This window comes from Streptomyces asiaticus, from assembly GCF_018138715.1.
Taxonomy (GTDB): domain Bacteria; phylum Actinomycetota; class Actinomycetes; order Streptomycetales; family Streptomycetaceae; genus Streptomyces; species Streptomyces asiaticus.
Window position 1 is genome coordinate 5,580,628 of the sequence record NZ_JAGSHX010000006.1, and the last position, 15,400, is coordinate 5,596,027.

The window sequence follows — 15,400 nt, forward strand, 5'->3', positions numbered from 1 at the left end:
CCGGTTCACCTGAGCCGGGCACGGGTCAACTGAGCGGCCGGACGCGATTCACCTCACATTCACCGGGATTCATAGAATCGCGTCCATGGCGAAAACAGCATCGACCCCCGGCGGCAGTGGCAAGGCGAGTGGCGCGCAAAAGGAAAAGGACGCGCCCCCGCCGCCGCCGGAGCCCCTGCGGGTCCCGGTCGCCGATTCCCACACCCACCTGGACATGCAGTCGGGCACCGTCGAGGAGGCACTGGCCAAGGCTGCCTCGGTCGGCGTGACGACCGTCGTCCAGGTGGGCTGTGATCTCGCCGGGTCCCGGTGGGCGGCCGAGACCGCGGCGGCGCACGAGAGCGTATGGGCCACGGTGGCCCTGCACCCCAACGAGGCGCCGCGCATCGTCCTGGGCGACCCGGACGGCTGGTCCCGGCAGGGGGCCAGGGAGCCCGGCGGCGACGCCGCCCTGGACGCGGCGCTCGACCGGATAGCGGCCCTCGCCGCGCTGCCCCAGGTGCGGGGCGTGGGCGAGACCGGTCTGGACTACTTCCGCACCGGCCCGGAGGGCATGGCCGCCCAGGAGCGCTCGTTCCGCCGCCACATCGCCATCGCCAAGGAGCACGGCAAGGCGCTGGTCATCCACGACCGGGAGGCCCACGACGACGTGCTGCGGGTGCTCACCGAGGAGGGCGCGCCCGACACCGTCGTCTTCCACTGCTACTCCGGTGACGCGGCCATGGCGAAGATCTGCGCCGAGCGCGGCTACTACATGTCGTTCGCGGGCAACATCACCTTCAAGAACGCCCAGCCGCTGCGCGACGCCCTCGCCGTCGCCCCGCTCGACCTCGTCCTCGTCGAGACCGACGCGCCGTTCCTGACCCCCGTCCCCTACCGCGGACGGCCCAACGCCCCGTATCTGATCCCGCTCACCCTGCGGGCCATGGCCGAGGTCAAGGGCGTCCCCGAGGACACCCTGGCGACCGCCGTGGCGGCCAATACGGCGCGCGTCTTCGGCTATTGATCGGCCATCGAGGGGCGGTGGCGATCCGAGGCCGCTGATCACACTGCGTGATGATCTTCCTTTGGAGAGTCACCCCCACTCCGCTACAGTCCCGGACCCAACGCCCTGACCAGTGGACTTGTGGAGTGTTACCGGAGTGTTGTCGTGAGCCGTAGGGCCAGCCACCGCGTCCCGGGCGGCCGTGCCGCCGCCCGCCGAGCCGCCCGGCGCGGTGCCACCGGCCGGACCGATCCGATGCGCCGACTGCTGCCGCAGGCGATGGTGGTCGCCGCCCTGGCCGGCGGCACCTCCGCCTTTGTCGCCCAGGACAAGGCCGTACGGCTCAGCGTCGACGGCGACGCGCGCACGTTGCACACCTACGCCGACGACGTGGGCGAGCTGCTGGCGGACCAGGACGTCCGCGTCGGCGCGCACGACATCGTCGCCCCCGCCCCCGGGGAGCGGCTCGGTGACGGCGACGAGATCGCCGTCCGCTACGGCCGACCCGTCACCCTCACCCTCGACGGGGAGCGCCGCCGGGTGTGGACCACCGCCCGCACGGTTGACGGCGCACTGCGCCAACTGGGCGTACGTGCCGAGGGCGCGTATCTGTCCGCCTCCCGCTCCGCGGCCATCACCAGCCGCGGGCTGCTCCTGCACGTCCGCACCGAGCGCACCGTCACCTTCCTCGCCGACGGGCGCCCCCACGTCGTCCGTACGAACGCCGCCACCGTCGGCGAGGCGCTCGCCGCCGCCGGGCTCACCCTGCGCGGCCAGGACACCACCTCCGTCCCGCAGGACAGCTTTCCGCGCGACGGCCAGACGGTGACGGTGATGCGGATCACCGGCGGCAAGGAGGTCCGGGACCATCCGGTGCCCTTCACCACCGTCCGCCGCGCCGACCCCACCCTCCCCAAGGGCACCGAGCTGGTGGCCCGGCCCGGTGAGCCGGGCACCCTGCGCATCACCTACCGGGTGCGCAGCGTCAACGGCGTACGGCAGCGGCCGCGGAAGATCGGCAGCGAGATCGTCAAGGCGCCCGTGGCCCGGATCGTCCGGGTCGGCACCATGACCGTGCCCGCCGTCGTCGGCGGCCCGGCGGACGGGCTCAACTGGCGGGCGATGGCCCGCTGCGAATCGGGCGGCCGGCCCGACGCGGTCGACGGCTCCGGCCACTACGGCGGCCTCTACCAGCTCGACCAGGGCACCTGGCACTCCCTCGGCGGCCACGGCCGCCCCCAGGACGCGCCCCCGTCCGAGCAGACCTACCGAGCGAAGAAGCTCTACCAGCAACGCGGCGCCGGCCCCTGGCCCAGCTGCGGCTCCAAGCTTCACCGGTGACGGGGCCCGGTCGGCTGCCCCGGCCGGACCCCCAGCCCCGCCGAGCGCGGGAGCGCCCCGTCGCGTACGCCGGACCCGGGTCCCACGGCGCGGCCGTAAACTCTCCGGGTGAGCTCCACCGACTCCGACGTCCTGCTCGGCCCCGCCGACATCCGCGAACTCGCGGCGCGGCTCGGCGTACGTCCGACCAAGCAGCGCGGCCAGAACTTCGTCATCGACGCCAATACGGTCCGCCGGATCGTCCGGACCGCCGGGGTGCGCCCGGACGACGTGGTCGTCGAGGTCGGCCCCGGGCTCGGTTCGCTGACCCTCGCGCTGCTGGAGGCCGCCGACCGGGTCACCGCCGTCGAGATCGACGAGGTCCTCGCCGCGGCCCTCCCCGCGACCGTCGAGGCCCGGCTGCCGCACCGCGCCGACCGCTTCGCGCTGGTGCACAGCGACGCCCTGCGGGTGACCGAGCTGCCGGGCCCCGCCCCGACCGCGCTGGTCGCCAACCTGCCGTACAACGTCGCCGTGCCCGTGCTGCTCCATATGCTCGGACGCTTCCCGACCATCGAGCGGACCCTGGTCATGGTCCAGTCCGAGGTCGCCGACCGGCTCGCCGCCCCGCCCGGCTCCAAGGTGTACGGCGTCCCCTCCGTGAAGGCCGCCTGGTACGCCCACGTCAAGCGCGCGGGCGCGATCGGCCGCAATGTCTTCTGGCCCGCCCCCAACGTCGACTCCGGCCTGGTCTCGCTGATCCGCCGGGACGAGCCCCCGCGCACCACCGCCACCCGGGAAGCGGTCTTCGCGGTGGTGGACGCGGCGTTCGCCCAGCGCCGCAAGACCCTCAGGGCGGCGCTCGCGGGCTGGGCGGGTTCGGCGGGGGCCGCGGAGGAGGCCCTGAAGGCCGCCGGCGTCTCGCCGCAGGCGCGCGGCGAGTCGCTGACGGTGGAGGACTTCGCCGCGATCGCCGAGCACGGACCGGCGGCCTGATCGCGGGACGCGCCTCCGGTGGGCTTGCTCCCCGCCCCGCAGCATCCGATGCACGGCTTCGCCGGGGCCCGGGGGGCTCCGCCACCGAACGCCCGCTGGGGCTCCGCCCCAGGCCCCGCTTCGGCCGTATGCCGGCCGGGGTCAGGGGCCGGAGCCGCGGACCGGGGGTGCGGCGCCTCGCCGGGGCGCGGGGCGCAACCCCGGGTGTAACCCCCGGGGCAAAGCCCCCTGAAGGGGGCTGGACGGGGGCTGGGGCGGAGGTGCCCGACCCCCAGCCCCTCCGGCGTTTGAGGAGCGGGGTCCAGGGGCGGAGCCCCGGTTACGGGAAGGGGCGGGGTGGGGGACGAGCCCGCCGCAGGCACACCCCCGCAGGCGGGACAATGGCCGCACCGGAACACCCGAACCCCACCGAGGAGCCCCGTGAGCCGTCCCGTGACCGCCCGTGTGCCCGCCAAGGTCAACGTCCAGCTCGCGGTCGGCGGACTGCGTCCCGACGGGTTCCACGACCTGGCCAACGTCTTCCTCGCCGTCGGGCTCCACGACGAGGTCACCGCGACCCCCGCCGACGCCCTCCGGATCACCGTCGAGGGCGCGGACGCCGGTCAGGTGCCGCTGGACCGCGGCAACCTCGCGGCCCGCGCCGCGCTCGCGCTCGCCGAGCGGTACGGCATCGAACCCGGCGTGCACCTCCACATCGCCAAGGACATCCCCGTGGCGGGCGGCATGGCGGGCGGCAGCGCGGACGCCGCCGGGGCGCTGCTGGCGTGCGACGCGCTGTGGGGCACCCGGGCGACCCGGGCCGAACTCCTCGAGATCTGCGCCGAGTTGGGCAGCGACATCCCCTTCAGCCTCGTCGGCGGCGTGGCACTCGGCCGTGGCCGGGGCGAGCTGCTGACGCCGCTCGAGACCGGCGGCACCTTCCACTGGGTGTTCGCCGTGGCCGACGGCGGGCTGTCCACCCCCGCCGTCTACCGCGAATGCGACCGGCTCCGCGAGGAGTCCGGCGCGGGTGCGAGCGCCGCCGACGTGCCCGACCCCGAGCCCTCCCAGGCGCTGCTGGACGCGCTGCGCAGCGGCGACGCCACCGCGCTTGCCGCCGCCGTCTCCAACGATCTCCAGCCCGCCGCGCTCTCGCTGCGCCCCGCGCTCGCCGACACCCTGCGCGCCGGAGCGGACGCGGGCGCGCTCGCCTCCCTCGTCTCCGGCTCCGGTCCGACCTGCGCCTTCCTGGCCAAGGACACCGAGGCCGCGCAGGGGGTGGCGACGGCGCTGGCCGCCTCGGGCACCTGCCGTACGGTCCGGGTCACCTCCGGCCCGGTCCCCGGTGCGCGGCTGGTCGGCGACGCCTGGGCGGCCGGCCCACTCGATGCCTGAGCGGCTGGCGGACGCCTGAGTGAGCGCCTGAGTGAGCGGCCGGCAGACGCCCGAGTGAGCGCCTGAGCGAGCAGCTGGTCGACGCCTGAGCGAGGCGCCCCGCGCGGCGACTACCCTGGGATGCCGATCGATCCGCGTAATGGAGTGTGATGGCGACCAACCTGGTCAACGTTGAATCCGTCGGCAAGGTGTACGGCACCCGTGCCCTGCTGGACGGCGTCTCCCTCGGAGTGAACGAGGGCGACCGCATCGGCGTCGTCGGCCGTAACGGCGACGGCAAGACCACGCTCATCCGGATCCTCGCCAAGCTGGAGCCCGCCGACGACGGCCGCGTCACCCACGCCGGTGATCTGCGGCTCGGCGTGCTCACCCAGCACGACTCGCTCGATCCCGCGGCCACCATCCGCCATGAGGTGATCGGCGACCTCGCCGACCACGAGTGGGCCGGTGACGCCAAGATCCGGGACGTGCTCACCGGGCTGTTCGGCGGGCTGGACCTGCCCGGCTTCCCGCAGGGCCTCGACACGGTCATCGGTCCGCTGTCCGGCGGTGAGCGCCGCCGTATCGCGCTCGCCCAGCTGCTGATCGCCGAGCAGGACCTGATCGTTCTCGACGAGCCCACCAACCACCTCGACGTCGAGGGCATCTCCTGGCTGGCCGGGCATCTGCGCGCCCGCCGCTCGGGCCTGGTGGTGGTCACCCACGACCGCTGGTTCCTCGACCAGGTCTGCACCCGGATGTGGGACGTCCAGCGCGGCGCCGTCCACGAGTACGAGGGCGGCTACAGCGACTACGTCTTCGCCCGCGCCGAGCGCGAGCGCATCGCCGCCAGCGAGGAGGCCAAGCGGCAGAACATGATGCGCAAGGAGCTCGCCTGGCTGCGCCGCGGTGCCCCCGCCCGCACCAGCAAGCCCCGCTTCCGCATCGAGGCGGCCAACGCGCTGATCGCGGACGTCCCCCCACCCCGCGACAGCGCCGAGCTGATGAAGTTCGCCAACTCCCGGCTCGGCAAGACCGTCTTCGACCTGGAGGACGTGACCGTCACCGCCGGGCCCAAGATGCTGCTCAAGCATCTGACCTGGCAGCTGGGGCCCGGTGACCGGATCGGCCTGGTGGGGGTGAACGGCGCGGGCAAGACCTCGCTGCTGCGCGCCCTCGCCGAGGCCGCCCGCAGCGAGGGCGAACAGCAGCCCGCCGGGGGCCGGATCGTGGTCGGCAAGACCGTAAGGCTCGCGTATCTGTCCCAGGAGGTCGCCGAACTCGACCGGAACCTGCGGGTCCTGGAGGCCGTCGAGCAGATCCGGCAGCGCGTCGACCTCGGCAAGGGCCGGGAGATGACCGCATCCCAGCTGTGCGAGAAGTTCGGCTTCACCAAGGAGAAGCAGTGGACCCCGGTCGGCGATCTCTCCGGCGGTGAGCGGCGCCGGCTCCAGATCCTGCGGCTGCTGATGGACGAGCCCAATGTGCTCTTCCTGGACGAGCCCACCAACGACCTGGACATCGAGACCCTGACCCAGCTGGAGGACCTGCTCGACGGCTGGCCCGGCTCGCTCGTGGTCATCAGCCACGACCGCTACTTCATCGAGCGCACCACCGACCGGGTGCTCGCCCTGCTGGGCGACGCCACCCTGCGGATGCTGCCGCGCGGCGTGGACGAGTACCTGGAGCGGCGGCAGCGCGCCCTGGCCGCGGCCGCCCCGGCCGCCGCCGCGCCCGCCAAGCAGAAGACCGGCGAACAGGCCGCCCGGCAGCGGTCGGCGGCCGAGCAGCGCGCCGCCAAGAAGGAGCTTCAGCGCATCGAGCGGCGGCTGGACCGGATCAGCGAGCAGGAGTCCGGGCTGCACGCGCAGATCGCCGAGCACGCCACGGACTTCGCCAAGGTCGCCGAGCTCGATACGCAGCTGCGCGAGCTGACGGGGGAGCGGGACGAGCTGGAGACCCGCTGGCTGGAGCTGGCTGACGACGCGTGAGCCGACGCCGCATGGCCGACGAAGCACGAGCCGCCAACGCACGAGCCGCCAACGCATGATGTGAGTGGCCTGAAAGCATCGTGTGAAGAGGTTGTGCGGCGATGGCGCGCGCCCTGACAACGGTCGCGTCACAGGCCGGTCTCAGCTGATCGATGACCTGGACACTGATCCCAATTGCGCCCCTTACGGGTGATACAAAGAACTCCCGCCTGCCTTCCGCTCAATGGCGGGGTGCCCTGTCCGATTCGCTCCTTCCCGGGGGTCTTTGACCCACCGGGATCGCGGGGGAGGCCGGTCGGACGACGGGTCCCGCATCTGAAGGAATTCGCATGTCACAGCCGCCTCCGCCGCCGAACCAGCCGCCGCAGGGCGGTTTCGGCGCGCCGCAGGAACCTGGTTACGGCTACCCACAGCAGCCGCCCACGCCGCCTCCGGGCCAGCAGGGCTACGGCTATCCGCAGGCTCCCGGCCAGTCGCCGCAGACCCCGCCGCCTCCGCCGCCGTCGGCACCGCCGGCGCCGCCGCAGACGCCCCCGCAGGGCGCGGGCGGCTACGGCTACCCGGATCAGCCGGTGCATGGCCAGCCGACCCAGGGCGGCCCGTCGCCGTACGGATCCGGCCAGCAGCCTTACGGTCAGCCGCAGTACGGCCAGCAGCCTTACGGACAGCCGCAATTCGGTCAGCCGCAGTACGGCCAGCCGCCGCAGGCCCAGTACCCCGGCGGCCCCGGTCCGGGCGGCCCCGGTGGCTCCGGCCAGTCCAAGCAGCGTATGGCGATCATCGTCAGCGCCGTGGTCGCGGTGGCGCTGATCATCGGCGGCGGCATCTGGTTCGCCACCAAGGACGACGGCGGCGGAAGCGAGGCGAAGGGCAAGGACAAGCAGTCCAGCCAGGGCGCCTCCAGCGGCACCACCGGTGGCGGGGACAAGCCCGCCAAGGTTGTGGACGCCAAGCTGCTCAACAAGGTCCCGATGCCCAAGGTCTCCGACCAGGTCACCGTCGAGGGCATGTGGACCACCGACGACACCTTCGTGAAGGCCGGTGTGTACAAGATCGTCGGCTATCCGCTGAGCGGCGGCGACGCCAAGTGGACGATCCCGCTGGACGGCGCGGTCTGCTGGTCCTCGGACCACCTCACCAAGGACGGGCTGACCACGGTCCTCTACCAGGAGGCCAAGCCGTCGGCCGAGGACAAGTACCCCAGCTGCACCGAGGTCGGGTTGCTGGACCTCAAGAACGGCAAGATGCTGTGGCACCGGAACGTCAAGGAGGGTGACGAGAAGATCCGCTTCGACGAGGTCACCATCGGCGGGGGCACCGTGGCCGCGGGCGGCACCAGCGGCGGCGCCGCCTGGTCCACCTCGGGCCAGTCCCTGTGGAAGCCCAAGTCGGGCGAGCAGTGCTCGGACGACGGCTACGCGGGCGGCGAGGACAAGCTGGTCGCGGTGCGCCGCTGCGGCGACTACGACAACCCGCAGATCCAGGTCCAGACGCTGAACCCGAAGACGGGCGCGGTGAAGTCGGCCTACAAGGTCTCGCAGGGCATCGACTACGTCCACGTCGCCTCCACCGATCCGCTGGTGATCGGCCTGGACGCCGGCGACTCCACCGGCTCGGCGGTCTCGGACTTCCTGTCCATCGACGACAGCGCCAAGACCGGCAAGGTGCTCGGCAAGATCGGCACCGAGAACGGCAAGTACGACGCCAAGTGCGAGTCGACCAATGTCGAGGGCTGCCGCAAGCTCGCCATCTCCAAGTCGGCGAACACCCTCTTCCTCGGCTCCGAGGACCGCACCGACTCCAGCGCCGCGACGGCCAACGAGGTCGTGGCCTTCGACCTGAAGACCGGCAAGCCGATCGGGAAGACCGACGGGGTCAAGGGCGCCGCCCTCACCCCGCTCGGGCTGGACAAGGACGGCTCCGTCCTCGCGTACCAGGAGAGCACCTGGGAGACCGGCGGCGCGGTCTGGCGGATCGACCCCAAGTCGTACGCCAAGACCAAGCTGTTGCAGAACCCCGTCACCAGCCATGAGCTGGAGCAGAACTTCAGCCCCAGCTACTCGGAGATCATCTACTCCGGAGAGCACCTCTACATGAGCGACGTCTACGCCAGCAAGCCCTCGGGCACCTACGACCGGAACGACCCGCTGGCCATCATCTTCGGCGCGAGCTGAGGTTTCCGGCGCGAGCTGACGTTCCGGCGTCCGCCCGACCGACCCCACGGCGGCCCCGCCCGTACGCACCGTACGGGCGGGGCCGCCGCTGTGTGTGCCGGCGGAGCGCCGGGGCGCGCGCCCCCGGGGAACCGGCCGCATCGATCGGATTGGGACGTCAACCGGACCTCAAGTGGGCACGAATGGCCGGGATTTCGGCATTCCGGGGGGCTTCTGCCCGGTAAGGGGCGCGCAACGTCGAACAAGCGTGTAGCTTTCCCACCTGAGCGAATGGGGGGAGCTCATGGGCGTGCGACTCATGGTGGTCGACGATCACCGTCTGCTCGCGGAGGCGCTCGCCTCGGCGCTGAAGCTGCGCGGGCATCGGGTGCTCGCCGCGGCGGCGCCGAGCGCGGGCGCGGCGGACCTGGTGGTGAGCCGGGCACCTGAGGTGTGCCTGCTGGGCACGGCGGCACCCGCCGAGCCGGGGGTGTTCGACCCGGTGGTGCGGATCAAGAAGGAGCGGCCGCAGGTCGCGGTCGTGGTGCTCGGCCCGGTGCCGAGCCCGCGCGGCATCGCCGCCGCCTTCGCCGCCGGGGCGTCCGGCTATGTGCGCCACGACGAGCGGATCGAGGGCGTCGAACGCGCCATGATGAAGGCGCGCGCGGGGGAGGCGGCCGTGGCGCCCCAGCTGCTCCAGGGGGCGTTCGCGGAGCTGCTCAACCCCGCGGCCCAGCCCGACGACGAGGGCGCCCGGCTGCTGCGGATGCTGACCCCGCGCGAGGTGGAGGTGCTGGTGCGGGTCGCCGAGGGCGAGGACACCCGGCTGATCGCGGCGGGCATGGGGATCGCCCCCAGCACGGCCCGCACCCATGTGCAGCGGGTGCTGATGAAGCTCGGGGTGGGCTCGCGGCTGGAGGCGGCGGCCCTGGCGGCGCGTACGGGGCTGCTGGACCGCGCGGCGACGCGCCGGACCGCGTCGGCCCCGCCCCAGCCGCCTACCGCGCCGCAGCCGCCCGCGTCGGCGCCGTAAGCCTCAAGCCCGGGGGCCGGGCCGGGCCGTGCCGGGCGCGGTGGTCGGTTGCCCGCGTCGCTCAGCCCGTTCCGGACCCAGGCTCTCGGCCCCCGGGCCCGCCCCCGGGCCCGCCCCCGGGCCCGCCCCCGGGCCGAGCGGGCTCCGGCTTGGGCCCGGCCCCGGGCGCGGACAGCGGCCTGAGCTTCATCCAGAGCAGAAAGAGCAGGCCGACCGCGAGCATGCACGACCCCGTCCAGAGGTTGATGTTGATGCCCGACGCCTTCTTCACATCCGCGTCCGAGGCGGTGAACCCGGCGATGAGGACGATGATCCCGTAGATCACGAACAGCCCGCCGATGATCCGCCGCACATCGAACAGCCGGGCCGCGGTCGCCGACTTCTGCTCCAGGTCCTCGACCTCATGCCGGTATTCGTACTCCTCACTCATGGCGCACGCTCCTTATCGCCGCGGGTCACAGGGAGAACGGGATGTAGCACAGGGCCGCGAGGATCAGCGCGGTCCAGCCCAGCACGGCCGGACGGCGGTACCACGCCTCGTCACCCGGCGCCGGCGGCTCGGCCACCCCGGGCGCGGTGGTGCCGTAGACCAGACCGGCCAGCGACTCCACCGGCTTGGGCTTGGTGAACGGGGTCACCGTGACCATCACCACCCCGCCGACCACGAACGCCACGATGGCCGAGACGAAGTTGGCGCCCTGGTCGCTGGGGATGGAGATGACATCCCCCCGGTAGAGCCAGAAGTAGTTGATCAACGCCGCCACCGTGCCGCACAGCAGCCCCCAGAACCCGGCCGGGGCGGTGGCCCGTTTCCAGAACATCCCGATGATGAAGACGCAGAACAGCGGCACGTTGAAGAACGAGAACAGGGTCTGGAGGTAGTTCATGATGTTGCTGAACGAGGAGGCGATGAACGCCGTCCCCATACCGGCCAGCACTCCGATCGCCGTCACCACCCGCCCGGTCAGCAGGTAGTACTCGTCCGGTCGGCCCTTCCTGACGTACGCCCGCCAGATGTCGTTGGTGAAGACCGTGTTGAACGACGACACATTGGCCGCCATGCCCGCCATGAAGGCGGCCAGCAGCCCGGTCACCGCAAGCCCCAGCACCCCGTTCGGCAGCAACTCGCTCATCAGCAGCGGAATCGCGTCGTTGTACTGGAGACCGCTCGTCTTCGAGCCGATGCCCGGCTCCATGACCAGGGCGATCAGCCCGGGGACCACCACGATCAGCGGGATGAACATCTTGGGGAACGCGGCGATCAGCGGAGTGCGCTGGGCGGCCGAGAGGTTCCTGGCCGACAGGGCGCGCTGCACCTCGGCGAAGTTGGTCGTCCAGTAGCCGAAGCTCAGACAGAAGCCGAGGCCCAGCACGATGGTCAGCCAGTTCGCCCCCAGCGGGTTGGACGAGCCGATGCCGGTACCGCCCCAGGCGGAGACGAAATTGGGGCCGTGGGAGTCCGTGAGCGAGTCCTTGAGCCCGCCGAAGCCGCCGATCCGCCGGAGGCCGACGACGGTGAGCGGGATCAGGGCGGCCAGGATCACGAAGAACTGAAGCACCTCGTTGTAGATCGCCGAGGAGAGTCCGCCGAGGGTGATGTACGCGAGCACGAAGAGCCCCGCGACCACGATGGCCACCCACTGCGGCCAGCCCAGCAGCGCCTCCACCACGATCGCCATCGCGTAGAGGTTCACCCCCGCGATCAGCACGGACGCGACCGAGAAGATGATCGAGCTGAGCAGGTGCGAGGACGGTCCATAGCGGTGCAGCAGGAACTCGGGGACGGACCGTACCTTTGAACCGTAGTAGAACGGCATCATCACCAGGCCGAGGAAGACCATGGCCGGAATCGCCCCGACCCAGTACCAGTGCACCGTGTACACCCCGTACTGCGCCCCGTTGGCGGCCATCCCCAGGATCTCCAGGGCGCCCAGATTCGCGGCGACGAAGGCCAGACCGGTGACCCACGCGGGCAGCGACCGGCCGGAGAGAAAGAAGTCGAGGCTGGTCTTGACGCTCGCTCTGGCGGCGAATCCCACGCCGAGGACGACGGCGAAATAGAGGATCAGGATCGTGTAGTCGAGCGCGTTGGTGGGGAGCCGTAGCCCTTCGGCCAGAAAGTGCATGGTCTCGCCTCATCGCCTGAACGGAATGCACCAGAAACGTTCGGTGAACGTATCCGAATTCTTGTGGTTTGTCCGAGCAGCTGCACCGTGCATTGACGGCACTGTTGGCTTGTGGTTCATTATGTTGAGTTGTGTTGGGTGCACCTGACAGGAGCTGGCGGAGTGAAGAAGACGGCGACGCGGCTCGCGGACGGACGCGAGCTGATCTATTACGACGCACGCGACGACGCGGTGCGCGACGCCGTCGACCAGCGGCCGCTCGACCCCATCGCGACCCGCTCGGAGATCCGGCACGACCGGCTGCTCGGCGACCGGGTGGCGATCGCCTCCCACCGGCAGGCCCGCACCTACCACCCGCCGGCCGACGAATGTCCGCTGTGCCCCTCCCGCGAGGGGCGGCACAGCGAGATCCCCGCCTCCGACTACGACGTCGTGGTCTTCGAGAACCGCTTCCCGTCGCTGGCCGGTGACTCGGGCCGGTGCGAGGTCGTGTGCTTCACCTCCGACCACGACGCCTCCTTCGCCGACCTCGACGTCGAACAGGCCGCTCTGGTGCTCGACGCCTGGACCGACCGCACCGCCGAGCTGGCCCAGCACCCCGCCGTCGAACAGGTCTTCTGCTTCGAGAACCGCGGCAAGGAGATCGGCGTCACCCTCGGCCATCCGCACGGCCAGATCTACGGGTATCCCTTTGTGACCCCTCGTACACGGCTGATGCTCCGTTCGCTCGGCGAGCACCGTGTGGCCACCGGTCGGAATCTGTTCGATGATGTGGTCGCCGATGAGCTGGCCGACGGGCGCCGGGTGGTGCTCGACGGCGAGCACTGGGTCGCGTTCGTGCCGTACGCCGCCCACTGGCCCTACGAGGTGCACCTCTACCCGAAGCGGCGGGTCCCGGACCTGCCGGCGCTGGACGAGGCCGCGCGCACAGAGTTTCCACAGATGTATCTGGAACTCTTGAAGCGCTTCGACCGGATTTTCGGCGAGGGTGAGCCGCCCACGCCCTACATCTCCGCCTGGCACCAGGCGCCGTACCGCATGACCGACCGCGGTGAATTCGCACTTCACCTCGAGCTTTTCACCATCCGCCGCACTTCCGGCAAGCTGAAGTTTCTCGCGGGTTCCGAATCCGGCATGAATGTGTTCATCAACGATGTGCCGCCGGAGGCCGCGGCCGAGCGACTGCGAGAGGTAGCGAGCAAGTGAGCAATGCGCAGCAGAAGAAGTACCTGGTCACCGGCGGTGCCGGCTATGTCGGCAGCGTGGTCGCGGCGCATCTGCTCGAAGCCGGGCACCGGGTGACGGTGCTGGACGACCTCTCCACCGGCCACCGCGCCGGGGTCCCCGAGGGCGCGGAGTTCATCGAGGGCCGCATCCAGGACGCCGCCAAGTGGCTCGACCCCACCTACGACGGCGTGCTGCACTTCGCGGCGTTTTCCCAGGTCGGCGAGTCCGTCGTCAACCCCGAGAAGTACTGGGTCAACAATGTGGGCGGCACCACGGAGCTGCTCGCCGCGATGCGCGACGCCGGGGTGCGCACCCTCGTCTTCTCCTCCACCGCCGCCACCTACGGCGAGCCCGACCAGGTCCCGATCACCGAGGACCTCCCGACCGCGCCCACCAACCCCTACGGGGCCAGCAAGCTCGCCGTCGACCACATGATCAGCGGTGAGTGCGCCGCCCACGGCCTGGCCGCGGTCTCCCTGCGGTACTTCAACGTCGCGGGCGCCTACGGGGCGTACGGCGAGCGCCATGACCCCGAGTCGCACCTCATCCCCCTGGTGCTCCAGGTCGCCCAGGGCCGCCGGGAGGCCATCTCCGTCTTCGGCGACGACTACGCCACCCCCGACGGCACCTGCGTCCGCGACTACATCCACGTCGCCGACCTCGCCGACGCCCATCTGCTCGCCCTCGGCGCGGCAGCCCGCCCGTCTCCCACCACCACCCTCAACGGAGGCGCTGCGCGCCGCGGAGTCAATCCCGGCGAGCACCTGATCTGCAACCTCGGCAATGGGAACGGCTTCTCCGTCCGCGAGGTCATCGAGACGGTGCGCCAGGTCACCGGCCACCCCATCCCGGAGATCGCCGCCCCGCGCCGCGGCGGCGACCCGGCGGTCCTGGTGGCCTCCGCCGAGCGTGCCAAGGAGCGCCTGGGCTGGCGCCCGACCCGCGCCGACCTGGCCGGAATCGTCGCGGACGCATGGGAGTTCGCGCAGCGGAGGGAGAGTCAGTGACGGACGAGCACGGCCCCGGGCGGGTCACGGCGGAGTTCCGCGAGGTCTACGGCACCGAGCCCGGCGGCGTCTGGGCGGCGCCGGGCCGGGTCAATCTGATCGGCGAGCACACCGACTACAACGACGGCTTCGTGATGCCGCTCGCCCTGCCCCACACCTGCCTGGCCGCCGCCTCGCCGCGCACCGACGGGGTGCTGCGGCTGCATTCGGGCGATGTGCCGGGCGGGGCCGTCGAGCTGCGGGTCGAGGAGCTTTCGCCGGTCGCGGGCGGCGCCGGTGGCGGCGACCGCGGCGGCTGGGCCGCCTATCCGGCCGGAGTGGTGTGGGCGCTGCGCGAGGCGGGGCTGCTGACGGGCGGGGCCGGTGGTGCGGATCTGCACTTCGAGTCCACCGTGCCCACCGGCGCCGGGCTGTCCTCGTCCGCCGCGCTGGAGGTGGTCACCGCCACCGCGCTCAACGATCTGTACGGGCTGGGGCTCACCCCGCCGCGCATCGCCCAGCTGTGCCAGCGCGCGGAGAACGCCTTCGTGGGCGTGCCCTGCGGGATCATGGACCAGATGGCGTCGGCGTGCTGCACCGAGGGGCACGCCCTCTTCCTCGACGCCCGTGATCTCACCCAGCGCCAGGTGCCGTTCGACCTGGCGGCCGAGGGGCTGCGGCTGCTGGTCGTGGACACCCGGGTCAAGCACGAGCTGGGCGACGGCGCGTACGCGAGCCGGCGCGCCGCGTGCGAGGCGGCCGCGCGGACGCTCGGGGTGCGGGCGCTGCGGGATGTGCCCTTCGAGGGGCTGGACGCGACGCTCGCCGAGCTGGAGCGGCTGGGCTGCGACGCGGCCACCCGGCGGCGGGTGCGCCATGTGGTGACCGAGGACCGCCGGGTGGAGGAGGTCATCCAGCGGCTCGACGCGGGGGACACCCGGTCCATCGGGCCGGTGCTGACCGCCGGGCACGCCTCCTGTCGCGACGACTTCGAGATCTCCTGCGCGGAGCTCGACCTGGTCGTGGAGACGGCCAACGCGGCGGGGGCGCTCGGGGCGCGGATGACCGGCGGCGGCTTCGGCGGCTCGGCCATCGTGCTGGTGGAGGAGGCGGACGCGGATGCGGTGAGCAAGGCGGTGACGGAGGCGTTCGGCGCGGCCGGGCACCGGGCGCCGCGGATCTTCCCGGCGGTGCCGAGTGCGGGGGCGCGACGGCTGTAGGGGGCCGTAC

12 protein-coding genes are annotated in these 15,400 nt (G+C 72.0%); 10 read left to right on the plus strand and 2 right to left on the minus strand.

Annotated elements, in window-relative coordinates; genetic code table 11:
* Positions 1–85: 85 nt before the first annotated feature.
* The 7 genes from KHP12_RS31270 (at position 86) to KHP12_RS31300 (ending at position 9,831) form a co-directional block, all read left to right on the plus strand.
* A complete protein-coding gene (locus tag KHP12_RS31270; RefSeq protein ID WP_086881962.1) occupies positions 86–1,006 on the plus strand; it encodes a TatD family hydrolase in 921 nt (306 codons plus the stop codon).
* Positions 1,007–1,126: 120 nt separating this feature from the next.
* Positions 1,127–2,326, plus strand: coding sequence for a resuscitation-promoting factor (locus KHP12_RS31275; protein WP_244202812.1), 1,200 nt, complete (start codon positions 1,127–1,129; stop codon positions 2,324–2,326).
* 108 nt (positions 2,327–2,434) lie between these two features.
* A complete protein-coding gene (gene rsmA / locus KHP12_RS31280) occupies positions 2,435–3,301 on the plus strand; it encodes a 16S rRNA (adenine(1518)-N(6)/adenine(1519)-N(6))-dimethyltransferase RsmA (RefSeq protein ID WP_211833963.1) in 867 nt (288 codons plus the stop codon).
* Between the two features lie 420 nt (positions 3,302–3,721).
* Positions 3,722–4,675 (plus strand): 4-(cytidine 5'-diphospho)-2-C-methyl-D-erythritol kinase, encoded by a 954-nt coding sequence (locus tag KHP12_RS31285; protein WP_210609751.1) that lies wholly within the window; start codon positions 3,722–3,724, stop codon positions 4,673–4,675.
* 149 nt (positions 4,676–4,824) lie between these two features.
* A complete protein-coding gene (locus KHP12_RS31290; protein WP_086885976.1) occupies positions 4,825–6,645 on the plus strand; it encodes an ABC-F family ATP-binding cassette domain-containing protein in 1,821 nt (606 codons plus the stop codon).
* 329 nt (positions 6,646–6,974) lie between these two features.
* Positions 6,975–8,819 carry a hypothetical protein gene (locus KHP12_RS31295; RefSeq protein WP_086885977.1) on the plus strand — a complete coding sequence of 615 codons (1,845 nt, stop codon included), beginning with the start codon at positions 6,975–6,977 and terminating at the stop codon, positions 8,817–8,819.
* A 283-nt stretch (positions 8,820–9,102) separates the two neighbouring features.
* Positions 9,103–9,831: a response regulator transcription factor gene (locus tag KHP12_RS31300; RefSeq protein WP_086885978.1), complete on the plus strand. Its 729-nt coding sequence runs from the start codon at positions 9,103–9,105 to the stop codon at positions 9,829–9,831.
* Positions 9,832–9,892: 61 nt separating this feature from the next.
* Here the strand turns inward: KHP12_RS31300 and KHP12_RS31305 are convergent, their stop codons facing one another.
* The gene (locus KHP12_RS31305) at positions 9,893–10,261 is read right to left on the minus strand and encodes a hypothetical protein (RefSeq protein ID WP_211833964.1); all 369 of its coding nucleotides are present in this window, start codon (positions 10,259–10,261) and stop codon (positions 9,893–9,895) included.
* A 25-nt stretch (positions 10,262–10,286) separates the two neighbouring features.
* Positions 10,287–11,957 (minus strand): sodium:solute symporter family protein, encoded by a 1,671-nt coding sequence (locus KHP12_RS31310; protein WP_211833965.1) that lies wholly within the window; start codon positions 11,955–11,957, stop codon positions 10,287–10,289.
* 162 nt (positions 11,958–12,119) lie between these two features.
* Here KHP12_RS31310 and galT point away from each other — a divergent pair, with 162 nt between their 5' ends.
* From galT to galK, 3 genes are read left to right on the plus strand one after another with little or no spacing between them, the layout of a single operon-like run.
* Complete coding sequence (galT, locus tag KHP12_RS31315; RefSeq protein ID WP_037950942.1) at positions 12,120–13,163, plus strand: galactose-1-phosphate uridylyltransferase; 1,044 nt, start codon at positions 12,120–12,122, stop codon at positions 13,161–13,163.
* The gene (gene galE, locus KHP12_RS31320; protein WP_086882811.1) at positions 13,160–14,191 is read left to right on the plus strand and encodes a UDP-glucose 4-epimerase GalE; all 1,032 of its coding nucleotides are present in this window, start codon (positions 13,160–13,162) and stop codon (positions 14,189–14,191) included. The genes galT and galE overlap by 4 nt, the downstream gene beginning before the upstream one ends.
* A complete protein-coding gene (gene galK, locus KHP12_RS31325) occupies positions 14,188–15,390 on the plus strand; it encodes a galactokinase (RefSeq protein WP_211833966.1) in 1,203 nt (400 codons plus the stop codon). The genes galE and galK overlap by 4 nt, the downstream gene beginning before the upstream one ends.
* Positions 15,391–15,400: the final 10 nt, after the last annotated feature.

What these genes read in the sequence shown, in the direction of transcription:
- KHP12_RS31305 (WP_211833964.1), bottom strand. Translation starts at nt 10,261, where the DNA reads ATGAGTGAGGAGTACGAATACCGGCATGAGGTCGAGGACCTGGAGCAG.
- KHP12_RS31295 (WP_086885977.1), top strand. Translation starts at nt 6,975, where the DNA reads ATGTCACAGCCGCCTCCGCCGCCGAACCAGCCGCCGCAGGGCGGTTTC.
- KHP12_RS31310 (WP_211833965.1), bottom strand. Translation starts at nt 11,957, where the DNA reads ATGCACTTTCTGGCCGAAGGGCTACGGCTCCCCACCAACGCGCTCGAC.
- KHP12_RS31300 (WP_086885978.1), top strand. Translation starts at nt 9,103, where the DNA reads ATGGGCGTGCGACTCATGGTGGTCGACGATCACCGTCTGCTCGCGGAG.
- KHP12_RS31270 (WP_086881962.1), top strand. Translation starts at nt 86, where the DNA reads ATGGCGAAAACAGCATCGACCCCCGGCGGCAGTGGCAAGGCGAGTGGC.
- KHP12_RS31290 (WP_086885976.1), top strand. Translation starts at nt 4,825, where the DNA reads ATGGCGACCAACCTGGTCAACGTTGAATCCGTCGGCAAGGTGTACGGC.